Origin of the sequence: Allobosea sp. 117 (assembly GCF_000702305.1) — a bacterium.
In the GTDB taxonomy this organism is placed as follows: domain Bacteria; phylum Pseudomonadota; class Alphaproteobacteria; order Rhizobiales; family Xanthobacteraceae; genus Ancylobacter.
In genome coordinates this window covers 852,791-875,814 of sequence record NZ_JNLC01000010.1, presented here as the reverse complement: position 1 = coordinate 875,814, position 23,024 = coordinate 852,791, and the positions used below count along the sequence as shown (strand labels likewise).

At 69.8% G+C, this 23,024-nt stretch carries 20 protein-coding genes; 9 read left to right on the top strand and 11 right to left on the bottom strand.

Annotation, left to right across the window (positions count from 1 at the left end):
- The first annotated feature begins 9 nt into the window (after window positions 1-9).
- The 4 genes from U742_RS0106195 (at window position 10) to U742_RS0106180 (ending at window position 5,402) form a co-directional block, all read left to right on the top strand.
- A complete protein-coding gene (locus U742_RS0106195) occupies window positions 10-321 on the top strand; it encodes a thioredoxin domain-containing protein (protein ID WP_029351096.1) in 312 nt (103 codons plus the stop codon).
- A 73-nt stretch (window positions 322-394) separates the two neighbouring features.
- Window positions 395-1,372, top strand: a complete 978-nt coding sequence (locus U742_RS0106190; protein WP_051660890.1) for a glycine betaine ABC transporter substrate-binding protein — start codon at window positions 395-397, stop codon at window positions 1,370-1,372.
- 73 nt (window positions 1,373-1,445) lie between these two features.
- Entirely contained in the window at window positions 1,446-2,684 is a 1,239-nt protein-coding gene (locus U742_RS0106185) for a CaiB/BaiF CoA transferase family protein (protein WP_029351091.1), read from the top strand.
- Window positions 2,685-2,831: 147 nt separating this feature from the next.
- A complete protein-coding gene (locus U742_RS0106180; RefSeq protein ID WP_038360481.1) occupies window positions 2,832-5,402 on the top strand; it encodes a cation-translocating P-type ATPase in 2,571 nt (856 codons plus the stop codon).
- Here the strand turns inward: U742_RS0106180 and U742_RS0106175 are convergent.
- From U742_RS0106175 to U742_RS0106155, 5 genes are read right to left on the bottom strand one after another with little or no spacing between them, the layout of a single operon-like run.
- A complete protein-coding gene (locus U742_RS0106175; RefSeq protein WP_029351088.1) occupies window positions 5,399-6,994 on the bottom strand; it encodes a nucleotidyltransferase family protein in 1,596 nt (531 codons plus the stop codon). The two genes, U742_RS0106180 and U742_RS0106175, sit on opposite strands and share 4 nt — an antisense overlap.
- Complete coding sequence (locus tag U742_RS0106170; RefSeq protein ID WP_029351086.1) at window positions 6,991-7,680, bottom strand: glycosyltransferase family 2 protein; 690 nt, start codon at window positions 7,678-7,680, stop codon at window positions 6,991-6,993. Before U742_RS0106170 ends, U742_RS0106175 begins: the two co-directional genes overlap by 4 nt.
- Complete coding sequence (locus tag U742_RS0106165; RefSeq protein WP_029351084.1) at window positions 7,677-8,435, bottom strand: glycosyltransferase family 2 protein; 759 nt, start codon at window positions 8,433-8,435, stop codon at window positions 7,677-7,679. The genes U742_RS0106170 and U742_RS0106165 overlap by 4 nt, the downstream gene beginning before the upstream one ends.
- Window positions 8,432-9,532 (bottom strand): phosphoenolpyruvate carboxykinase (ATP), encoded by a 1,101-nt coding sequence (locus tag U742_RS0106160; protein WP_156034138.1) that lies wholly within the window; start codon window positions 9,530-9,532, stop codon window positions 8,432-8,434. The genes U742_RS0106165 and U742_RS0106160 overlap by 4 nt, the downstream gene beginning before the upstream one ends.
- A 9-nt stretch (window positions 9,533-9,541) precedes the next feature.
- Window positions 9,542-9,949 carry a PqqD family protein gene (locus tag U742_RS0106155; RefSeq protein ID WP_029351079.1) on the bottom strand — a complete coding sequence of 136 codons (408 nt, stop codon included), beginning with the start codon at window positions 9,947-9,949 and terminating at the stop codon, window positions 9,542-9,544.
- Between the two features lie 217 nt (window positions 9,950-10,166).
- On the opposite strand from U742_RS0106155, the gene U742_RS0106150 reads away from it, so the two are divergent.
- Window positions 10,167-10,418 carry a GlsB/YeaQ/YmgE family stress response membrane protein gene (locus U742_RS0106150; protein WP_029351078.1) on the top strand — a complete coding sequence of 84 codons (252 nt, stop codon included), beginning with the start codon at window positions 10,167-10,169 and terminating at the stop codon, window positions 10,416-10,418.
- A gap of 12 nt (window positions 10,419-10,430) precedes the next feature.
- On the opposite strand, the gene U742_RS0106145 is transcribed toward U742_RS0106150, so the two are convergent.
- Window positions 10,431-11,363, bottom strand: coding sequence for an SMP-30/gluconolactonase/LRE family protein (locus tag U742_RS0106145; RefSeq protein ID WP_248310272.1), 933 nt, complete (start codon window positions 11,361-11,363; stop codon window positions 10,431-10,433).
- 171 nt (window positions 11,364-11,534) lie between these two features.
- Between U742_RS0106145 and U742_RS0106140 the strand changes: the two genes are divergently transcribed.
- The 4 genes from U742_RS0106140 (at window position 11,535) to U742_RS0106125 (ending at window position 18,056) form a co-directional block, all read left to right on the top strand.
- Window positions 11,535-12,575 carry an ABC transporter substrate-binding protein gene (locus tag U742_RS0106140; protein WP_029351075.1) on the top strand — a complete coding sequence of 347 codons (1,041 nt, stop codon included), beginning with the start codon at window positions 11,535-11,537 and terminating at the stop codon, window positions 12,573-12,575.
- A 105-nt stretch (window positions 12,576-12,680) separates the two neighbouring features.
- On the top strand, window positions 12,681-15,152 hold the full coding sequence (locus tag U742_RS0106135) for an ATP-binding cassette domain-containing protein (protein ID WP_038360478.1): 2,472 nt from the start codon (window positions 12,681-12,683) through the stop codon (window positions 15,150-15,152).
- A complete protein-coding gene (locus tag U742_RS0106130) occupies window positions 15,149-16,144 on the top strand; it encodes an ABC transporter permease (protein WP_029351071.1) in 996 nt (331 codons plus the stop codon). Before U742_RS0106135 ends, U742_RS0106130 begins: the two co-directional genes overlap by 4 nt.
- Window positions 16,074-18,056, top strand: a complete 1,983-nt coding sequence (locus tag U742_RS0106125) for a D-apionate lactonase (RefSeq protein ID WP_348981009.1) — start codon at window positions 16,074-16,076, stop codon at window positions 18,054-18,056. The genes U742_RS0106130 and U742_RS0106125 overlap by 71 nt, the downstream gene beginning before the upstream one ends.
- 90 nt (window positions 18,057-18,146) lie before the next feature.
- Here the strand turns inward: U742_RS0106125 and U742_RS0106120 are convergent, their stop codons facing one another.
- The 5 genes from U742_RS0106120 to U742_RS0106100 form a co-directional block, all read right to left on the bottom strand.
- Entirely contained in the window at window positions 18,147-18,854 is a 708-nt protein-coding gene (locus U742_RS0106120) for a transcriptional regulator NanR (protein ID WP_029351067.1), read from the bottom strand.
- A gap of 102 nt (window positions 18,855-18,956) precedes the next feature.
- Window positions 18,957-20,237 (bottom strand): TRAP transporter large permease, encoded by a 1,281-nt coding sequence (locus U742_RS0106115; RefSeq protein WP_029351066.1) that lies wholly within the window; start codon window positions 20,235-20,237, stop codon window positions 18,957-18,959.
- Complete coding sequence (locus U742_RS0106110) at window positions 20,234-20,827, bottom strand: TRAP transporter small permease (protein WP_051660889.1); 594 nt, start codon at window positions 20,825-20,827, stop codon at window positions 20,234-20,236. The genes U742_RS0106115 and U742_RS0106110 overlap by 4 nt, the downstream gene beginning before the upstream one ends.
- A gap of 243 nt (window positions 20,828-21,070) precedes the next feature.
- Window positions 21,071-22,081: a TRAP transporter substrate-binding protein gene (locus U742_RS0106105; RefSeq protein WP_029351061.1), complete on the bottom strand. Its 1,011-nt coding sequence runs from the start codon at window positions 22,079-22,081 to the stop codon at window positions 21,071-21,073.
- Window positions 22,082-22,172: 91 nt separating this feature from the next.
- Entirely contained in the window at window positions 22,173-23,024 is an 852-nt protein-coding gene (locus tag U742_RS0106100) for a phosphogluconate dehydrogenase C-terminal domain-containing protein (protein WP_029351059.1), read from the bottom strand.

The window sequence follows — 23,024 nt, the reverse complement described above, 5'->3', positions numbered from 1 at the left end:
CTTGCCGGGATGAAGCGTGTCAGGTCCGACTGGACGGAGGTCATCCTCGTCTGCCGCAAATGCTCACGCCGCATGAAGGGCGGCTTCGGCGAGGACGGCGGACTTCCGCTCGCCAAGGCGCTGCGGCGCGAGGCGAGCTCGGGCAAGCCGAAGCGCAGGGGTACGCGGACCGCCGTCATCGAAGTCGGTTGCCTCGACGTCTGTCCGAAGAACGCGGTCGTCGCGCTTGCCGCGGACGCGCCGGGCGAATGGCTGGTGGTGCCGAGGGGCGCGGATGCCGCCTCGGTGCTGGCCCGTCTCAGAGGTGGCGGCAAGGCCTGACCTTTCGTGCTATGATTGTCTTTAGTCAGCGTGCCTTGTGGGGAGGCATGCCGATAAACGCCGGCGGGGCAACATGAACCGGCGCAACAAGGGCCAACGGCCCTGGGGTGTTCTGGCCGTCATCGCGGCCTTCTCGACGCTTGTTTCGCTTTCCCTCGCCGGCACAGCGAGCGGAGAGGGCGGGGCTACGCGCGCCGAGCGTCCCCCTCCCATTGTCAAGGTCGGCTCCAAGAGCGACACCGAGGGCGCGCTGCTCGGCAGCATGATCGGCCTCATTCTGGAACGCGCCGGCATTCCCGTGCAGTACCGGCTCTATTTCGGGCCGACCCCGGCGGTGCGCCAGGCCATCACCGTCGGCGACCTCGACATCTACCCGGAATATACCGGCAACGCGGCGCTGTTCTTCAACCTCCCCGACGATCCGGCGTGGCGCGATCCCGGCCGCGCCATCGCCAAGGCGCGCGCGCTCGACGCGCCGAACGGGATCGTCTGGCTGACGCCGGCGCCGGCCAACAACACCTGGGCGGTGGCGGTGCGCCAAGAGGTGGCCGGTTCCAACAAGTCGCCGACGCTCGACGACTTCGCACGCTGGGTCTCCGGCGGCGGGCGGGTGCGGCTCGCCGCCTCGCCGGAGTTCGTCTCCAGTCCGGCCGCCTTGCCGGCCTTCCAGAAGGCCTACGGCTTCACCCTCTCGTCGAAGCAGATTCTGCTGGTCTCCGGCGGCGACACGGCCGACACCATCAAGGCGGCGGCGGTTGGCAAATACGGCGTCAACGCCGCCATGGTCTACGCCACCGACGGCGCCATCGCCGCCGCCGGGCTGAAGGTGCTGCGCGACACCAAGGGCGTGCAGCCGGTCTACCAGCCGACGCCGGTGGTCCGGGCGGCGGTGCTGGAAGCCTATCCCGACCTGCCCAAGATGCTGGCGCCGACCTTCGAGACGCTCACCGTCGAGACGCTGCAGGAGTTGAACGCGCGCGTGCAGTTCGCGAACGAGGACCCGCGCAGCGTGGCAGCGGACTATCTGCGCCGGCGCCGGCTGCTGCGCTGATCCGTTCCATTTTCCGATTGCCACGCGGCGCGCGCCGGCTAGCTTGCGCCGCGTGACGGGGAAGACGCGTTCCATGACTGATGACGATGCCAAAACACCGGCGGCGCAGGCGCTGACCGGAATCCGGGTGCTGGACCTCTCGCGCGTGCTGGCCGGGCCGTGGGCGACGCAGATGCTGGGCGATCTCGGCGCCGAGATCATCAAGATCGAGAAGCCCGGCGCCGGCGACGACACGCGCGGCTGGGGACCGCCCTGGCTGAAGGACGGTGAGGGCCGCGAGACGCGCGAGAGCGCCTATTTCCTGTCCGCCAACCGCAACAAGCGCTCGGTGACCATCGACATGGCGCAGCCGGAGGGGCAGGCGCTGATCCGCCGCCTCGCCGCGACCAGCGACGTCGTCATCGAGAACTTCAAGGTGGGCGGGCTGAAGCGCTACGGGCTCGACCATGAGAGCCTCGCAGCGCTCAATCCACGCCTCGTCTATTGCTCGATCACTGGCTTCGGGCAGGACGGGCCGGAAGCCGGCCGGGCCGGCTACGACTTCATGATCCAGGGCATGTCTGGGCTGATGTCGGTGACCGGCAGCCCGGAGACCGAGCCGCAGAAGATCGGCGTCGCCCTCGTCGATGTGCTGACCGGGCTGCACGCCGTCATCGCAGTGCTGGCCGCGCTCGAGCAGCGCCACCGGACCGGGCGGGGTCAGCATATCGACATCGCGCTGTTCGACGTCGCGGTGGCGAGCCTCGCCAATCAGGCGCTGAATTATCTGGTCGGCGGGACGGCGCCGCGCCGGCTCGGCAACGCCCACCCCAACATCGTGCCCTATCAGGTGTTCGAGACGGCGGACGGGCACCTCATCCTCGCGGTCGGCAATGACGGGCAGTTTTCCCGCTTCTGCCGCATCGCCGAGCTGCCGGAGATCGCGGCCGATGCGCGCTTCGGCACCAATGCCGGCCGTGTCGCCCATCGCGAGGCGCTTGTTCCCGTGCTTGCTGCGGCGCTGAAGCGGCAGACCACCGCGGCGTGGCTCGCCATGCTGGATGCGGCGGGAATACCGGCGGGGCCGATCAACAGCATCGAGCAGACCTTCGCCGAGCCGCAGGCGCTGGCGCGTGGCCTCGCGCTCGCACTTCCGCACGCGCTCGGCGGGACGGCGCCGGGCGTGCGCAGCCCGCTGCGGCTGAGCGGCTCTCCCCCCGGCGCGGCACTCGCCCCGCCTATGCTCGGCGAGCACACGGATTCGGTGCTGGAGGCCGTGCTCGGCCTCCCCACTGAGGAACGCGCGAGGCTGAGGGCCGCGGGCATCATCTGACCTCGCGGCGCGAGCGGGATGCCGATCTCGGCCTCGGGTCGGCCGATATATGCCGGGCGCTGCCGCGCCCCAATGCGCTGTTCCACGGATGCCTATGGCCGCCCGCTTCCCTAGAGTGAGCAGTCTGCGGCGGAGACCTGTGGAACGATGGCCCTGATCGAGCGAACGGCGCCGAAGACCGCGCCGGATTCGAGCTTTGCGGAAACCGGTCTCTCGTCGCGCGAGGCGGCTCTGCGGCTGAAGCGGGAAGGGCCGAACGAGCTGCCGCGCGGCGAGCACCGCTCGGCGCTGCGCATCGTGCTCGACACCATGCGCGAGCCGATGTTCGCGCTGCTGCTGGCCGCCGGCTTCCTCTATTTCCTGCTCGGCGACCCGGCGGAAGCGGCGATCCTGTTCGGCTTCGCCACGCTCTCCGTCGCCATCGCCGTGGTGCAGGAGCTGCGCACCGAACGGGCGCTCGAGGCGCTGCGCGACCTCTCAAGCCCGCGCGCGCTGGTGCTGCGCGACGGCGAGGCGCGGCGCATTCCCGGCCGCGAGGTGGTGTGCGGTGACGTCATGCTGGTCGGCGAGGGCGACCGCGTGCCGGCGGACGGCGTGCTGTTCGCCGCCAGCGGGCTCGAAGCGGACGAATCCCTGCTCACCGGCGAATCCGTGCCCGTCGCCAAGGCGGCGGCCGCTACCATTGCCGGCCGACGGGAGGTGCATGCCGGCGCGGAGGATGCGACCGCGCTGTTCTCCGGCTCGCTGATCGTGCGCGGACAAGGCCGCGCGCTGGTGCTCGCCACCGGCCCGCGCAGCGAGATGGGGCGCATCGGCCAGAACCTCGGCGACATCGAGCGCGAGCCGCCGCGCCTGCGCGCGCAGACCCGCCAGATGGTGCGGGTCTTCGCCGTGGTCGGCATCGGCATCTCCGTGCTGGCCGGCCTGCTGTACGGCTTCATAGGCGGCGACTGGTGGCAGGCGACTTTGGGCGCCATCGCGCTCGCCATGGCGATGCTGCCGGAGGAGTTCCCGCTCATCCTCACCGTGTTCACCGTGATGGGGGCGGTGCGCATCGCCCGCGCCCGCGTGCTGACGCGCCGCGCCGCCGCCATCGAGGCGCTGGGCGCGGCTACTGTGCTCTGCACCGACAAGACCGGCACGCTGACACAGAACCGCATGACGGTGATCGAACTGCGCGACGCCGAAGGTACGCCGGTAGCGCTGCCAGACGGCAAGGCAAGGGACGGCGCAGCCGCCGCGCTCGCGATGCTGGCGAGCCGGGCCAGCCGCGACGAGACCTTCGACCCGATGGAGCGGGCGCTGCATGCGCTCGCCACCGAGCTGCCGGCTGATGGCTGGACCGGCACGGCACTCCACGAGTTCAGCCTGCGGGACGACCTGCCGGCGATGGCCCGCGCCTGGGATGCCGGGGCCGGCGACCGGCCGCCGTGGCTCGCCGCCAAGGGCGCGCCGGAAGCCATCGTGCGGCTCTGCCGCCTGCCGCCGGCGCGCACCGAGGCCGTTCTCGCGGCGGCGGCGGACATGGCGGCGCGCGGGCTGCGCGTGCTGGGGCTGGCGGAGGGCGTGCTCTCACCCACGCCGACCGGGCGGCTGGAAGACCAATCGCTCGCCTTCGCCGGGCTGGTCGGACTCGCCGACCCGCTGCGCCCCGGTGTGCGCGAGGCGGTCGCCGACTGCCGGACCGCCGGCATCCGCATCGCCATGATCACCGGCGACCATCCGGCGACCGCCGCCGCCATCGCCCGCGACGCCGGGCTCGACGACGCGCCAGCGGTGACCGGGAGCGAGCTCGCCGGCCTCGACGAGGCCGGCTTCAGGCGCATGGTCCGCGAGGCGGCGATCTTCGCGCGCATCCTGCCCGAGCAGAAACTGCGCATCGTCGAGGCGCTGAAGGCGGACGGCGCCATCGTCGCCATGACCGGCGACGGGGTGAACGACGCCCCGGCCCTCAAGGCGGCGCATATCGGCATCGCCATGGGCGGGCGCGGCACCGACGTGGCGCGCGAGGCGGCGGCGATGGTGCTGCTCGACGACGACTTCAACTCGATCGTGCGCACCATGCGGCTCGGCCGGCGCACCTTCGACAATCTGCGCAAGGCGATGAGCTATGTGCTGGCGATGCACGTGCCAATCGCCGGCCTCGCCTTCCTGCCGCTGCTGCTCGGCCTGCCGCCGCTGCTCGGGCCGCTGCACATCGCGTTCCTCGAAATGGTCATCGATCCGGCCTGCTCGATCGCCTTCGAGGCGGAGCCGGAAGAGCCGGACCTGATGCGCCGCCCGCCGCGCCAGCCCAGCGATCCCCTGCTGCCGGGGAGCCTGATGGGCTGGAGCGTGGTGCAGGGCTTCGCCGCCCTGGCGGTGGTCGCCGGCGTCTATCTCTATTCGCTGCACGAGGGGCTGCCGGCGGAGGTGGTGCGCAGCCGCACCTTCCTGACGCTGGTGCTGGCCAGCGTCGGGCTGATCGTCGTCGACCGCTCCTTCTCCTCCTCGCTCGTCACCGCGCTGACGCGGCCGAACCTCGCATTGACGCTGGTGATGGCCTTCGTGCTCGCCATGCTGCTGATCGTGCTGGGCGTGCCGCAGGCAGCGGCGCTGTTCCGCTTCGGACCGCTGGGCCTCGAGGGCATCGCGCTGGCGCTCGGCGTCAATGCGGCGCTGCTGGTCGCGCTGGAAGGCGTGAAGGCGAGCGGCGTCGCCAGGCGACTGAAGCGCTAGCTTCTTTCCGATGGCGTCGGACGCCGGTCGCCCAGCCGCGGCAGCAGGCGCCGGGGATGACGCAGCAGCGGGTGGTTCAGGATCGGCAGCATGACCTTCACGTGCCGGCGGAGCGCGCGCACCGGCCCCGCGGCCTGCAGAGGTTCGACGTGCGGGGGCGCCGGCACCGCCAGCGCCGGCGCATCGGGCGACGCGGGGATCTGCTCCCAGCGATATTCGGGCACCTCGGGATCGGCGGGGAGTGAACCGGCGAGATAGAGGCGCAGCTCGCCCGCCTCGTGCAGGGCGAGCAATGCGGCGGGAATGCCGATCCACACATCGCGGGGCGGCGCATCGGGCTGGAGGGGCGGCTCGAACCAGTCTGCGAGCACGATCTCGACGATGGCCAGCGCGAACAGCCGGAAGCGCTGCGGTCCATCGCCGGCGAGCAGCTTCGCCGGCAGGCGTAGGTGCAGCCGCAGTTCGCCGACGGCGGAGAGATCGGCGGGAACAGGGATGTGCGCGTCACGCAGGCTGGTCGGACGGGCCGGCCGCCATTCCCGTTGCACGACCATGATGCCGCCCTTCGGCGAAGAACGCTCCACGGAGCCGCGTAGCCGTTCGAGCTGCGCGAAACAGAGCGCGCCCTCCTCGCGCTCGGTGCGCGGATGATGGCTGTGGAAGAGCGATTCCAGCTCCTCGCGGAAAGCCGGCGTCGCATCCTGCGCGAGGCGGGAGCGCACCTCCGGCGGCACCTCCTGCCCGAGCCCATCCACGAGGAAGGAAAGGCCGGCATCGGCGAAGGCGGAAAGGCCGCGGGCGCGGACCTCGCGCTCGAACACGGTCCAGTCAAACGCCGGGGCGCGCAGGGCGGAGACCGCGTCGAGCGCCCAGTCGCCCGGCCGCGCCGGGTCGTAGAGCAGGCCATGGGCGAGCGACATCATCAAACGGTCGGGAGCGCATGGCGCCACCACCGGGACGCCGGCGAAGCTCGCCGGAACCGCGCGCGCCCACAACGCGTCGTCGTCGCCGATCAGGCGGTTGGGCATCAGCGCCGACTGGTGAAGATCGATATCGGCCTCGCCCATGCGGAAGGACAGCGCATGGCGGGCCTCGCGCATGCGGTTCACCAGCCGGTCGCGCGACCAGTCATACTCGCAGACGAGGCCGCGCCCGACGAGGATGTCGACCGCCTCCGCCCATCGGCCGGGCGGTATCACCGTGTCGATGTCGTGGCTGTAGCGCTCGGCCGCCTCGCGCGGGTCGAGCGCCACCCGCGCGGCACCCTTGGTCAGCATCGGCACGATGCCGGCCTCGGCGAGGGCGGCGAGATAGGGCCGCACCGCGACGATGCGGTTCTGCATCTTCGACCACATGAAGCGCCGCACGCCGACGAGGCGCGGCACCAGCGAGCTCTCGATGCCGAGCTGCGTCAGCCGCCGCGCCACGGTCGGGAAGATGCGCAGCTCGGCCCAGTTCCCGTCCTCGAATATCTGCAGCGCCTCCCAATCGCTCCAGGCTGCGCGGGCGGCCTCGGACGAGGGGTGCAGCGCCGCCGCCAGCAGAAGGGCGGTGGCGTGCGGGGGCCAGTAGCGCTCGACCGGCAGGCTCATGACCGCCCCTCGGCCGAGCGCGCACGGGCGATGGCGCGGCGCGCCATTTCGAGATAACCGCTGTCACGCGCCGGGGTGCGCCGGGAGAGCGAGCCGGGGCGCAACCGCCGCCTCAGCACGACATCCGGCAAGGTGAGGAAGCCGAGCCCGGCTTTCTGCGCCCGGTGCATCCAATCGATGGCGAAGCCGACGCGCAGGTCCTCCGCATAGGGTCCGACCGCGTCGAAGGCCTCGCGCCGCAGCAGCAGCGCGGTGGAGAGCAGCGAGGGCTGCGGCACGTCGGGCACGTGGAAGCGCGCCGCCTCCTCGGGTCCGAGGCTCGGGCAGACGAAACTCTCGACATGGCCGCCGACACCCGCCAGCCCCGGTGCGGCGGCGAGCGCCGCCTGTTGCCGCTCCAGCCGCCCGGCCGGCCACAGATCGTCCGAATCGAGCAGCGCGATCAGGGCGCCGCGCGCCCGTCGCACACCGGCATTGCTCGCGGCGGCGGCGCCGGCATTCGGCTGGGCGATCACCGCGACCGACGGAAAGGACCGGCGCACCAGATCGGCGGTGCCGTCGGTCGAGCCGTCGTCGATCAGGATCACCTCGTCCGGCGGCAGGCTCTGGGCGGCGACGCTGGCAAGGGTCTCCAGGATGGTCGCCGATGCGTTGAAGGCCGGGATGACGACCGAGATGCCGCTCATGCGACGCCTCCCGCCAGCAGCGGCTCGGCCGGCGGCAAACCGCGCTCGCGCCGCCGGCGCCGCGATGCGGCGACCGCGCGGACGAACTCCTGCGAGCGCCGGGGGTCCACGGTGGTCAGCAGCGAGCCGGGATAGCGGCGGTGATACAACGCGACCTCCGGCAGCGTGTCGAAGGCGATGCCGGCATCGCGCAAGCGCAGCAGCAGGTCGAGATCGTCGGCGTAGCGGTAGCTCTCGTCGAAGCCGCCGAGGCGCTCGAACACCGCGCGGCAATAGAGGCAGGCGCCGATGTTCGGCTGCAGCACGGTCTCGACGCGCGCGCCGGGCGGCGGGGCCAGCGTGTGGTCGTCGATGGCGTCGGTGAAGCTGGTCGGGCCGGTGACCATGTCGATGACGGGTTCGGCTTCGAGACGCGCCATCTGCCGGGCGATCTTGTCCGCCGGCCAGGCGTCGTCGCCGTCCAGCATGGCGATAATGTCGCCGCGAGCCGCAGCGAGGCCGCGGTTGCGGGCGGCGGCGGGACCGCGCGGGGGCACGTCGACGAGCACGATGCGCGCATCCTGCGCCGCGAGCTCGGCGAGGATCACCGGGGTCGCGTCGTCCGACTGGTTGTCGACCACGACGATCTCGTCGACTGGCCGGCTCTGGCGCTGGATCGAGGCGATGGCGGCCCGGATGAAGCGCTCGAAGCGGTAGGCGGTGACGACTGCGGATATCCGGCAGCCGCCACGCGGCACGCCCGGCTGCAGGCTCATGGAAGGCTCCCGGGGCGCTCCAGCAGATCGCCGATTGTGTCGGCGACCTCCAGCGGATCGACCGACAGGTCGAGAGCATAGCACGGCAGGCTGCGCACCAGCCGGGAGGCGCGGGCGAAGGTCGCCTCGGGCGCCACCCGCATCACGAAGCTGGACACCGGACCGAGCGCGCGCAGCGCCGCGCCGTGCTCGGCGGGGCGGATCGCGGTGCGCGCGAGACCGGCCAGGCGCGGCAGGAGAATCGCCTTCAGATCGACCGATTGCACGAGAGTTTCGGGCGCGATGTCGGTGATGCGCAGCATGTGCTTGGCGATGCCGGGGCCGACCGCCTCGCCGGCCGCCGCGATCCGGCCGCCGAGCAGCGCCAGCGAGGCCTCGCCGACTTTCAGCGAGTCATAGGCCGCATGCGCCGTCACCCCGCCATCGGAGCGCCATTCGAGCAGCGAGACGTCGTCGCCGGCCGTCTGGATGCCCCGCAGCATGGCGGCGGCGGTGGTGGTCGACTTGCCGACCCCGGAATTGCCGGCGAGCAGGAAGCCCTCGCCGCCGCGTGCCAGCACCGCGCCGTGCAGCAGCCCGTAGGGACGATCCAAGGTCGCCCATTCGATGATGCGCTTGGCCGGCGAGGCCCATTCCCATGGCGCGATGCGGCCGGCGTCGGCGGTGTAGACCACCCCGATTCCGCGAGGGGGATCGAAGCCTTCCCAGGTACGGGACTCCGCCTGGTGGATGGCGACGATGCGATTTCCCTCGCGCAGGTTCACCTCGTCATGCGGGGCCAGCAGATGCTCGGTGCCGGGCACCCCGCGCGGCGGCGGCAGGCCGGCACGGGCGCAGTCGATGAAGGCGACGCGGACATGCTGGCGGTCGGGGCCATCATGATGCCGCTCGACCCGCGCATGGGCGAGCGCGCGGGTGGCGAGCCGCGCGGTCTCTGCGTCCGAGGCGTGGATGTCCAGCAACAGCGGCCCGATCGCGGCGCGGAGCGCCGGCGGACCGGCGAGCAGCGTGTCCAACACGCCTTCCGGCAGGAGATCGAAAGGAGGCTGTGCGTTGAGTGCGGTCGGATGCGTCGTCCGTGCGGTGAGTGCGGTCACGACACGGTACTAGCCGATGCCCGGATCGGGACGGCGCGGCCAGCCCATCATCGCGTCGACCTCGTGGACGGGATCAAGCGCGATGAGGTCCGAGAGATCGGAGAACACCTCGAGCGACGGCGCGGCCCACAGCTCGGGCGCGGGCGCGAGCGGAGCGGATGCGGCGCCGCCGGAGACAGGCAGCAGGAGCTTCAGTGCCTCCAGTTCCGCGACGAAGCGCTCGATGTCCGCGAGCGCCGGCCCCAAGGCGCCGCCCGGCGCGGCGGTCGCGAGCGTTGCAACGTCGTTCGGCTGCTCGAATGCCTGCCAGATCCACGACGCCGCGCCGCCCAGACTGAAATACCGTCCGCTCTCGAAATGCAGGACCACCGTCTCGTCGTCGAACTTCTCGGCCGCCACGGCTGCCGTATCGATCACAAACCGCTGCGGACTCAACTTCAATCCCTTCCCGCGCAACAACCCTAGGCTTCAAGCGAGGATCGTACCGTGTCGCGGGACTGTCAATTCGCGCAAAGGCCCTCTCCACTGCGGCACAAACAATCCACCTCGGCGTTAGAGCCTATGCCGGTTGCGTTATCCCGCCACCGGCATAGGCTCCCGGCGTGGGAGCACATCGACCATACGGGGGATTCGCATGGAAGACGCTCAGATCGGCTGGATCGCCGCCATCATCATCGGCGGCCTCGCGGGCTGGATCGCTTCGGGGGTCATGAAGAGCGACACCGGCCTCTTCATGAACATCGTGCTCGGCATCATCGGCGCCGCGGTGGCAAGCTTCATCTTCAGCTTTCTCGGCATCGGTTTCGGCGGCTGGCTCGGCTATCTCGTCGCCGGCATCATCGGGGCCTGCATCCTCATCTGGGGCGCACGCGCGATCCGGAGCTGATCGCGCTCGCCATCACGGCCGCACCGCGCCGCGCGTGTTGAGGAACACCGCGTAGAGCGAGGTGTGGCCGCAGATGAACAGCCGGTTGCGGGCGGGGCCGCCAAAAGCGACATTGCCGACCCGTTCCGGCACCAGGATCTTGCCGATGAGATCGCCCGACGGTGTGTAGCAGTGCACGCCGTCGCCGGCGCTCGACCAGATGTTGCCGTCGCCATCGACGCGGAAGCCGTCCGGTGCGTGCGGGGACACCTGCGTGACCACCGCGCCGCCGGCAAGCGTGTTGTCCGCGCGCACCTCGAAGGCGCGGATGTGGCGCGGCCCCTCGCCGACCCCGATCCAGCCGGAATCGGCGATGTAGAGCCGGCTCTCGTCGGGGGAGAAGGCGAGCCCGTTCGGCTGCACGAAATCATCGGCGACCACGGTGAGCGTGCCGTCGCGCGGGTCGAGGCGGAAGACGTAGCGCCCGTCGAGTTCGCTCGTCGCCTTGCCGCCTTCGTAATCGGCGCTGATGCCGTAGGTCGGATCGGTGAACCAGACGGTGCCGTCCGACTTCACCACCACGTCGTTGGGCGAGTTCAGCCGCTTTCCCCGATAGCTGTCCGCCAGCACGGTGATCGTGCCGTCCGGTTCGGTGCGGGTGACGCGGCGGGTGCGATGTTCGCAGGTGACGAGGCGGCCCTGAGGATCGCGCGCATTGCCGTTGGCGAAGTTGGAATCGGCGCGGAAGACGCTGACCGCGCCGGTCTCCTCGCACCAGCGCATGAGACGATTATTGGGGATGTCGCTCCAGATCAGGCAGCGCATATCGGCAAAATAGACCGGCCCCTCGGCCCAGCGCATGCCGGTGTGCAGCGTCTCCAGCCCGGCGATGGGAATGGCATAGGCGCGAAAGCGCGGGTCGACGATCTCGAACGGATCGGCATAGGCCATGGCGTTCCACCCCATCGTTTCCTCTTGGCCGTTCATGCGGCCTTGTGATGGATCGGACGATGCTCCGGCGGGGAGGCTTGCGCAACTGGTATAATGAGATAATGTGATCCTCATCGTGCAGCGGGCCCACCCGCCCGCATCGCCACAGCAAGAGCCCGGAAACCGGGCCGCCATGGGAGGAAACCGATGAATGTGAAGACCCTTGCGCTTGCCTGCGCGGCCGCCGCCCTGATGACCGCCTCGGCCATCGCGCCCGCGGCCGCGACGCCCGACAAGCCGGTGATCGCCCTCGCCAACGCCTATTTCGGCAATACCTGGCGCCACCAGATGGTCGACGCCTTCAAGGCGGAAGCCGAGAAGGCCAAGGCGGAAGGCAGGATCGCCGACTACATCATCCTGAACGGCGACGGCACGGTCGCGCAGCAGAACGCGCAGATCGCCGAGCTGATCCTGAAGAAGGTCGACGCCATCGCCGTCGACGCCGCCTCCGAGACCGCCGTGAACGGCATCATCGAGAAGGCGTGCAAGGCCGGCATCAAGGTCGTCTCGTTCGACTCCATCGCCTCAGCGCCCTGCAACTACCAGCTCAACTTCGACTTCAAGGGCTACAAGCGCGACCAGGCCGAGTGGGTGCTGAAGAAGATCGGCGGCAAGGGCAACGTCATCGTCGTGCGCGGCGTGAAGGGCTCGGCGCCGGACGCCGACATGTATGGCGCGCAGGAAGCGGTGCTGAAGAACTATCCGGACGTGAAGGTGGTCGCGACCGTCTACGGACAGGCGACCGCCTCGGTGGCGCAGTCGGCGGTGGCCAACGCGCTACCCAGCCTGCCGCGCGTCGACGCCGTGCTCGGCCAGGGCGGCTCGGACGACACCGGCATCGCGCAGGCTTTCGAGCAGTATGGCGGCGACTACGCCAAGAAGATGCCGGTCATCGAGGGCGGCGGCTCGTCGAACTTCATCCAGTGGTGGGCCAAGCAGCGCGAAGCGAACAACTATTCCACCATCTCGATGAACACCACGCCCGGCATCGGCGGCGCGGCGTTCTGGCTGGCCTATGAGATCGTCAAGGGCGCCAACCCGCCCAAGCTGATGATCATGCCCGTCGCCACCGTGACCGACGACAACCTCAAGGACTATGCCAGCCTGCCGGCCGGCGTCATCGTCAGCCCGAGCTACTCCCAGCAGTGGGTTGTCGATAATCTGATCAAGGCCAAGGCCGGCAATTGACCCGTCGGAGCGCCGACGATGACCGCCGCCTTTCGTCCGAGCCGCGACATGCCGGGGCGCGATCCTGGCATGTCGATCCCTGATGCCCGTCCGGCGGGAGATGCCATGGACGCGATCGCACTTCCCACCGAAGCCGACACCGAGCCCGCCACGCGCAGCGCCGGCACGGCGGTCGCCCGGCTCGGCGGCATCTCGAAGGCGTTCGGCCCGACGCAGGCGAATGACCGCATCGATCTCGTGGTGGAGGCCAGCGACGTGCTCGGCCTCGTCGGCGGCAACGGCGCCGGCAAGTCGACGCTGATGCGCATATTGTGCGGCGTCACCCGCGCCGACGCCGGAACCATCGAGATCGGCGGCGTCGGCATCGACACCGGGCTCTACGACACGCGGCTGGCGCAGGCCGGCGGCATCCGCATCGTCCATCAGGAGTTGTCGCTGTGCGACAACCTCTCGGTGGCGGAGAACTTCTTCCTCGAAGCGCCGGAGGCGGCGCAGCCCCTGCCCGGCTGGCGCCGCATCTACCGCGCGCGGGCGCATGCCGCGCTCGACGAGGTGTTTCCCGGCCACGGCATCGATGTGGACGCGCCGGTCGGCCACCTGCAGATCGGCCAGCGGCAGATGGTGGAGATCGCCCGCGCTGTCACCGCGCCGAAGGTGCGCCTCATCATCCTCGACGAACCCACGTCCTCGCTCGGGCTGGAGCGCTCGCGCCAGCTTCGCGCCTTCATCAGGGCGCGCGCGGCCGCCGGCCTCGCCTTCATCTTCATCAGCCACAAGCTGCAGGAGGTGGTGGAGATCGCTACCGCCATACTGGTGCTGCGCAACGGGCGCGTCGCCTGGACCGGATCGAGCGCCGAGGCCTCGGTCGCCGCGCTGGTCGCCGCCATGGGCGGGCCGACCGAGGGCGCGCTGAGGAGCCGGCGCGCCGCGCGGCCGGCGGTCGCCGCCGACGCCGCCGGGATCGTGCGCATCTCCGGCGATGTGGTCGCCCCGCTCGGCCGCGACGTGGTGCTGCGCGCCGGCGAGGTGGTCGGGCTCGCGGGGCTGGAGGGCTCCGGCCAGCGCGAGCTGCTGCATCGTCTGTTCGGGCGCGTGCAGGACGGCATCGCGCGGCAGGGCAAGGCGAGCTTCGTCTCCGGCGACCGGCAGAAGGAAGGCGTCTTCCCGCTGTGGAGCGTGCTCAACAACATTGCGCTCGGGCGCCAGAGCGGGCGGCCCCCGCTCGGTCTCGTCTCCGAGCCCGCCGAGCGATCGGCAGCGCGCGGGGCGGCGGAGCGGCTGAAGCTCGACCCGGCACGCTTCGATTCCCCGATCCTCGATCTCTCCGGCGGCAACCAGCAGAAGGCGCTGGTCGCCCGCGCCCTGGTCGGCGACGCCGCCACCATCCTGTTCGACGACCCGACGCGCGGCGTCGACGTGGCGGCGAAGGAGGACTTCTACGCCCTCGTCTCCGACGTCGCCCGCGCCGGGCGGCTCGTGGTGTGGCACTCGACCGAGGACATCGAGTTCCTCGAATGCGACCGCGTGCTGGTGTTCTCCGGCGGGAAGATCGTGCGTGAGCTGACGGGCGATCAGATCAGCGAAAAGGCGATCGTCGACGCCTCCTTCGCCCATGCCGGCGCACTGGAGCGCGACGCCACCGCGGGCGGGCGAGGCCTCGCCGAATGGATCGTCGACCTCGCGCCCTTCGCGAGCCTGGCCGCCGTCTTCGCGCTGATGGCCTATGTGAATCCGCTCGTCGTCTCGCTGTTCGGGCTCGACCTGCTGCTCGGGCCGGCCATCGCGCTGGTGCTGGTGGCGCTCGCGCAGATGTTCGTGGTCGGCGGCAGCGAGATCGACCTCGGGGTCGGTGCCTTCGCAGGGCTGGTCAATGTCGTCAGCGCAACGCTGCTCGTCGACAGTCCCGCGCTCGGCCTGCTCTGCCTGCTGGCCGGCATCGCCGCCTACGGGCTGATCGGCGCCACCATCCAGGTCCGCCGGATTCCGGCGATCGTGGTGACGCTGGGCGCTTCCTTCATTTGGATCGGCATCGGCTACACGCTGCAGCCGACCCCCGGCGGGTCGAGCCCGGAATGGCTCACCGCGCTGTTCGGCTGGCAGCTTTTCGGCGTGCCGGCGGCGCTGGTGCTGATCGGCGTGGCGGGGCTTGTAGCGCTCGCCATCGACCGCTCGCCGCTCGGCGTCACGCTGCGCGGCTTCGGCAACAACGCCAATGCGATGAAGCTCGGCGGCTGGTCGCCGCTGCGCTACGCGGTGGCGCGCTATATGATCGCCGGGCTGTTCGCCATGGCGGCAGGCCTCGCGCTCACCGCCATCAACACGGCGAGCGACATCAATGCCGGCGGTCCCTTCACGCTGATCAGCGTCGCCGCCGTGGTGATGGGCGGCTGCGCGCTGCTCGGCGGGCTGATCTCGCCGCTCGGCGTGGTGGCCGGCGCGCTAACGCTGGCCCTGATCGGCGCGCTGCTCGGCGCGCTCAACGTCAGCACCGATTACAATGCGGCGGTTCAGGGCTGCCTGCTGATCGGCATGCTGGTGCTGCGGGCGGCCGCCGCCCGCCGGGAGGATGCGCGATGAAGCTCTCCGACTGGCTGGAGCGCAACCGCTGGGTCTGGTCGCTCATCGGCGTGCTGGTGCTGTGGGCGATCCTCTCGGCGCTCACCAGCCGCTTCAGCCTGCACTCGCTCTCCGGCGTCGCGGTCTCGGCGAGCTTCCTCACCATCGTGGCACTCGGCCAGATGCTGGTGGTGACGACCGGGCGCGGCAATATCGACCTCTCCATCGCCAGCGTGCTGACGCTCTCGGCCTATGCCAGCATCGTCGTCACGCAGGGCGTCGACGGCCGGCTGCCGCTGGCGCTTGCCACCGTCGTCGGCATCGGTCTCGTCACCGGCGCGGTGAACGCGCTGCTGGTGGTGGCGGTGCGCATACCGGCGATCATCGCGACGCTTGCCACCGGCTACATCCTCGCCACCGGCACGCTGATCGCCAATCGCTGGGCAGCCGGCTTCTCGGTGAGCCCGCTCCTGAAGACGCTGACAGCCGGGCGCGTCGAGGGCGTGCCGATCATGCTGATCATCGCTCTCATCGCCGTGGCGGGTGCCGGCTTCCTGCTCCGCCGCACCGTCTATGGCCGCCGGCTCTCGGCGGTCGGGCAGAACGAGCGGGCGGCCGAGCTCGCCGGGATAAGGACGGGGCGTGTGATCACCGCCGCCTTCCTCGCCTCCTCCGTGCTGGCAGCGCTGACCGGCCTGCTGCTCGGCGCCTATGTCGGCGGCGCCTTCCTGGAGATGGGCACGCCCTATCTGCTGCAATCGGTCGGCGCGGTGGTGCTCGGCGGCTCGCTGATCTTCGGCGGCTCCTCCACCGCGCTCGGAACCTTCTTCGGCAGCCTTTTGCTGGTGCTGATCGTCACCACCATGCAGATCGCCGGCCTACCGCCGGGCACGCAGGACATCGTGCAGGGCCTCGCAGTGATCGCCGTGCTGGCGCTGGCCGGTGGGGGCGCGGTGCGTCGCCGCCGCGCGGCAGTACCCCCGGCTGCCGCTCTGGGTGCCGGCCGTGCTTGACCGGCCCGCCTCGGAGATCGAGCGGTGCCTCGCGCTGTTCGGCACCGACGAGGAGGTGCCGGCGCCGCGCCGACTGACCGCGGGTCCGCTCAGCGCCGAGCTGATCGGCGGCAATCTGCGCAACATCCGCTTCGCCGGGCGCGAGGTGATCCGCGCCGTCTCCTATGTGGTGCGCGACAAGGACTGGGGCACCTATGCGCCGCGGCTCGAAAATCTCGCCGTGGCCGAGGACGCGGACGGCTTCACGGTCTCCTATGACGCGACCTGCCACGGGGCGAAAGGCGAGCGGCTGGCCTACCGCGCCACGATCCGCGCCACCGGTGACGGGCTCTCCTTCGAGGCCGAGGCGGTGCCCGAGCAGGACTTCCTTACCAATCGCTGCGGCTTCACAATCCTGCACCCGATCGTCGGGGTGGCGGGCCGGGCGGTCGAGGTCGAGCATGTCGACGGCAGCGTCGAGCATGCGGTGCTGCCGGACCTGATCGACCCGTACCAGCCCTTCAAGGCGATGCGCGCGATCACCCATGAGGTGATGCCGGGTGTCACCGCGACCTGCCGCATGGAGGGCGACAGCTTCGAGATGGAGGACCAGCGCAACTGGACCGACGCCTCCTACAAGACCTATGTCCGCCCGCTCGCCCTGCCCTGGCCCTATGCGATGCCGGCAGGTGTCATGAACCGGCAGGCGGTGCGGCTGAGCATCGAGGCCGCGCCGGGTGCCGTCGCCGTCGCCGCAGAGGCGAGCCCGGAGGTGAGCATCCAGATCGGCGAGGCGATCGGCGCGGTGCCGCGCTTCGGCCTCGTCCTCGCGCCAGGCGAAGCGGAGGCGACGCTGGCGCATATCGGACGGCTGACGGAGATCGCGCCGCAGCTCCTGCTCTGTCCTTTCGACCCGACCGCCGGCCACGGCGCCGCCGAGCTGGTCGCGCTCGCCCGCATCGCCCGCCAGCAGCCGGCGGAGGTCGCGCTCGAATGCGTGGCGCCCTGCGAGCGGCCGCTCGCCGACGAGTTCGCCGAGCTCGCCGAACAGGTGGCGCAGGCGGGCCTCGTGCTCGATGCCATCGCGGTGAGCCCCTCGGTCGACCGCGGCTCGACGCCGCCCGGCAGCGTCTGGCCGGACTGCCCGCCGCTGGACGAGGTCTATGTCGCCGCGCGGCGCGCCTTCCCCTCGCTCGCCCTCGGCGGCGGCATGTTCAGCTATTTCACCGAGCTGAACCGCAAGCGTCCGCCGACCGAAAAGCTCGATTTCGTCACCCACTGCACCTGCCCGATCGTGCATGACGCGGACGACCGCAGCGTGATGCAGTCGCTGGAGGCGCTGCCCTTCGTGCTGCGCTCGGCGCGCGCCATCATCGGTGCGGACAAGCCCTACCGCGTCGGCCCCTCGACCATCGGCATGCGCCATAACCCCTATGGCTCGCGCACCATGCCGAACCCCTATGAGCGGCGCATCACCATGACGGGGCGCGATCCGCGCCAGCGTGGCCTGTTCGCGGCGGCATGGATGATCGGCTACGCGGCGCGGCTGGCGGCGGCGGGCGTCGCGAGCTTCACCGGAGCGGCGCTGACCGGGGATTTCGGGCTGATCGAGGCGGACGGCGCCGTGCGCCCCGCCTTCCACGCCGCGCGGATGCTCGCCGCGATGGCGGGCTGGGACGCGCTCGACTGCCGCTCCAGCGCCGAGGACCGTGTGCTGGCGCTGGCCGCACGCGGCCCGGATGGCGAGCGGGCGCTGCTCCTCGCCAACATCACCGGCGAAACGCAGGCAGTGCGCCTGCCCTTCGGGGTCCGCGCCGCCGTGCTCGACGAGACCACGCTTGCCGGTGCACGCGGCGGCGCGCTGCCGGCAGAGGCGCCGCTCGACGGGCCGCTGGAGCTGAGGCCCTATGCGATAGCGCGGGTGACGGGCTGAACGGCGGCGCAAGCTGTCCAGCTCACGATGCACCTCAGGATGACGGCGCTGCTTTTTGGTTGCCGGGATGAAACCGCTTCCAGCCCACCCTCAGCCGTGGGTGTAGAGCACGCTCGAACGGTCGAGATGCTTCACCATCACCGCCTCGGCCTCATCCGGCTCGTGGCGCTCGATGTGGTCGACGATCTGGTTGTGCTCGACCAGCGTCAGATTCTCCTTGCCGGACCACAGCAGCATCTCGGTGTGATACTGGCGCAGCCAGCTCAGCATCGCCTCGCTCACCGCCTCGAAGATCGGATTGCCGGAGATCGCCGCGATCTGGGTGTGGAAGCGCATGTCGGCGGAGATGAAGGCGTTCGGATCGCCGACGCCCCTCGCCTGCTGCTCCAGCGTGGCACGGAGCCGGACGATGTCCTCGGGCGTGGCGCGCAGCGCCGCCTCGCGCACCATGCCGCGCTCGAAGAAGCGGCGCGCCTGCTTCAGGTGCTCTAGGCTGTCCGGCGAGGCGGAGAGCAGGATGTTCGCCGTGAGGTCGACCTGCTGGAAGATCGAGCGCGCGGTGAGCTGCTGCACGCGCGCCCGCTCGCCATGGGTGATCGAGATGAGCCCCATATTGGCGAGCGCCTGCATCGCCTCGCGGATCGCCGGGCGGCCGACGCCGAAGCGGTCCATCAGGTCGCGCTCGGAGGGCATGGCGTCGCCAGGCCCCAGCTCGCCGCCAGTGATCATGGCCTTCAGCCGATCGAAGACCTCGTGGGACAGCTTCCTGCGAACTATGGTCTCCGAAGCATTCGCCATCCGCACGCTCCTTCACCGTCCCAACCGCCATCTCCGGGCATGCTGGCGCATGCCCTCGCATGGTACATTCAGCATACCACGCCCTTTGACGGGCCGCACCGGTCAATGGCCCATCAGCCTGAGCGGCCACATGACCAGTTGCGGAAACAGCACCATCAGCAGCAGCGCCACGAACTGCACGAACATGAAGGGCCAGACGGCCTTCATCAGGTCTTCCATGCTGATGCGGGCGACGCCGGAGACGACGTTCAGCACCGTGCCGACCGGCGGGGTGATCAGGCCGATCGAGTTGTTCACGATGAACAGCACGCCGAAATAGACCGGGTCGATGCCCGCGGCCTTGATGATCGGCATCAGCACCGGGGTGAGCACCAATATGGTCGGCGTCATGTCCATGGCGGTGCCGACGATGATCACCACCGCCATGATGGCGAGCAGCAGCAGCGTCTGGTTGCCCATCAGCGGCTCGAGCATGGCGACGAGATCGTTGGCGATGTCCGAGACGGTGATCAGCCAGGACGAGACCAGCGCCGCGGCGACCAGGAACATAACCACCGCCGTCATCCGGGCGGCGGTGACGAACACGCCGAACAGCTCGGAGAACTTCAGCTCGCGATAGACGCAGGTGGCGACGAACAGAGAGTAGACGGCGGCCACCACGGCTGATTCGGTCGGCGTGAACACGCCCATCTTCAGCCCGACGATGATGATGACGGGCAGCATCAGCGCCCAGACGCCGTCGACCAGCGCGCGCCACAGCTCGCGCGCGCTCTGCTTCGGCGGCGGGGCGACGTTCTCCTTGCGCACCTCCCACCACCAGGCGACGGCGAGCGCGAGGCCGATGATCAGCCCCGGCACCAGGCCGGCGAGGAACAGCTTGGTGATCGACACGCCGCCGATCACGCCGAAGATCACGAAGCCGATGCTCGGCGGGATGATCGGGCCGATGACGCTGGAGGCGGCGATGAGGCCGGCGGAACGCGCCTTGGAATGTCCGGCACGCACCATCATTGGCACCAAGAGCGCCGAGAGCGCGGCGGCGTCGGCCACCGCCGAGCCGGACAGCGCAGAGATCACGCAGGCGGCGAGGATGGCGACATAGCCGAGCCCGCCCTTCACATGGCCGACCGCGGCGAGCGCGACATTGACGATGCGCTTCGACAGCCCGCCGGTGTTCATCAGCTCGCCGGCGAGCATGAAGAACGGAACCGCCATCAGCGGGAAGCTGTCGGCACCGTTGATGATGTTCTGGGCGATGATCTGCGGGTCGAAGATGTCGAGATAGTGCATCAGCGCCACGCCCGAGAGCAGCAGCGCGAAGGCTATCGGCATGCCGATAGCCATGGAGCCGAGAAGCGATCCGGCGAAGACGACGAGGGTCATGCCGCACCTCCCGCCCGGCTCGGGGCGGCAGCGGCGAAGCCCTCCGGCGCAGCGAGATGCCGGCGCTGGATCTCGTCAACGTCCTCCTCCTCCGACTCGCGGATGGCGACGAGGTCCTCCTCGCGGGCGCGGCCGAGCAGCACGTTGAGCAGTTCAATGGCGAGGATCGGGATGGTCGAGACGCCGAAGACGAGACCGACGCCGTAGAAGACGGCGACCGAGAGCCCGGAGGCCGGCGCCACCACGTCCCAGTTAATCAGCGACTGTTGCCAGCTTCCAATCAGCAGCAACACGGTGGCGTAGAGCATCAGGCCATGGCTGAGGATGAAGCAGGCCCTCTTGGCCCACAGCGGCAGGCGGCGCACCAGCGAATCGACGCCGAGATGGCCATGCTCGCGCACCGCCACGATGGCGCCGAGGAAGGTCAGCCAGACGAACATCCAGCGCGACACCTCCTCGGAGAGGGTGATGCCGGAATTGAAGCCGTAGCGCAGCACGACATTGCCGAAGACCAGCACCACCATCGCGGCGAGCAGCAGCGCGATGAGCACCTTCAGCAGCGTGAAATAGGCATCGACGACACGCGTCACGGCGTTTCCTCCAGAGTCTGGCCGGCATACAGGACAACGTCATCCTGAGGTGCCCGGCGCCTGCCGGGCCTCGAAGGATCATCCCCGATGGCCGTATTCTGCTTGAGCATCCTTCGAGGCTCGCCTCGCTCGCGCCTCAGGATGACGGCGCGAGCGAGGATAACGCTCCATCGTGGCCGGGCCGGACCCGGCCGTCGATGATCGTCGTCCCCGGCACGAGGCCGAAGACGACATCGCCCACGCTCACTGCGTGGCGGCGATCGACTGGTTGGCCTGGCGGACCAGGTCCTCGCCGACGGACGGCGTGTACTTGTCGACGACCGGCTGCAGCTTCGCCTTGATCTTGGCGATCTCCTCGGGCGCGAGCTCGTTGATCTGCATGCCCTTCGCCTTCAGATCGGCGACGATCTTGGCGTCCTCGGCCCGGCTGACCTGGCGCTGGTAAACCTTCGCCTCGTTGCAGCTATCGACGAAGATCTTCTGCTCGTCGGGCGAGAGCTTGTCCCAGAGCTTCTTGCTCATGATCATCGCCCAGGGCGAATAGGCGTGCTTGGTCACGCTGACGTATTTCTGAACCTCGTTCAGCTTGTTCACATAGATGATGCCGTAGGGGTTCTCCTGCGCGTCGATCGCCCCGCTCTCGAGCGCGGTATAGACCTCCGGCCAGGGCATCGGCACGGCATTGGCGCCGAGCGTCTTGAAGGCGTCGAGATAGACCGGATTCTGCATGGTGCGGATCTTCAGGCCCTCGACATCCGCCGCGGTGGTGATCGGACGCTTGCTGTTCGTCACGTTGCGGAAGCCGTTCTCGAAGAAGCACAGGCCGACGAGGCCCTTCTCGGAGAGCTTGGCGAGCAGGGTCTGGCCGACCGGGCCGTCGACCACCGCGTCCGCCTGCTTCTCATTGGCGAACAGGAAGGGGAAGTCGAAGATCGCGTATTCCTTGACGAGGCCGACCAGCGGCGCCGTCGAGGTGCCGACGATGTCCTGCACGCCGCCCTGCGTCGCCGAGATGGTCTGAGTCTCCGAGCCGAGCTGGGTCGCCGGATAGACCTTCATCTTGATCTTGCCGCCGCTCTTCTCGGCGACGAGCGCGACGAACTTGTTGGCGCCCTGCCCGAGCGGATGGGCCTCGAAGGTCGAGTAGCCGAATTTCAGGGTGCGCTCCTGCACATCCTGCGCAAAAGCGGCGGTGGAGACGAGCAGCGAGGCGACGAGCGCGGCACAGATGCGCGCACCGGTGGTCATGGTCATTGGCGTTTCCTCATGGGTGCGTTGATGCCGCGGCCGTTCCGGCTCTTCGGCGCGACGAAAAGGAGGGAGGCGGGTCGCCCCGCCTCCCCTTTCAGGCGGCCTTCGGGGGATTGCAGATTTCCTCGACCGAGCGCTGCACGGCCTTCGGATCGAAGATGCGGTCGAGCCATCCATCCTTGAAGATCTGCGGGCGGGCCTGGTCGATGGCGTAGAGCGCGCCGTCGGAGAACTTGCCTTCCGGGAAAATCTCGAAGGCGATGGCGAGCTCGATGGTGAGGTGGCCGAGCAGGAAGTCGGTCGCCGCCTGGCGCGGCACGCCGCGGCGCACCGCCTCGTCGGTCGCCTCACGCAGAGCGAGGCAGAGCGTGGCGCCGATGGTCTCGGCCAGCGCCGGCTCCATGATGGCGATCTGCTCGACCGTGCAGCGATGGGCGCGCATCACCGGCTTGTAGATGGTGCGGGCGATCTGCTCGCACTGGGCGTAGTGCTCCTCGGGGCCCTGCATTAGCGCGCAGACGATGTGCTGCTTGGCGTGCACGCCGCCGAAGAAGTCCTTCTTCGCCTCCTCGGTCACCTCGTCGTTGAAGATCGGCGGGTGGCAGGGGTGCGTGACGAAATAGGTGACGTCGTCGCGCTTCGGCAGCTCGCCGGCCTGCGGGGCGGCCGCGTCGAGCATGATGATGGCGGTGCCGGGCTTCACCTTCTCGATGAAGGTGTGGGCGATCTTGCCGATCAGCCGGTCGGGAACCGCCATCAGCACCGCGTCGGCGTCGGCGAGCGCGTTGTCGCCGTCGACGCAGTCGAGGCCGGTGCGGTCCTTCAGGCGCTTGCGGCCTTCCTCGGTCGGCTCGACATGCATGACCTCGTAGGGCGAGTCCTTCAGATTGGTGGCGAGGCGGACGCCCATCTTGCCGCCGGCGCCCAGCAGGGCGATCTTCTTCAT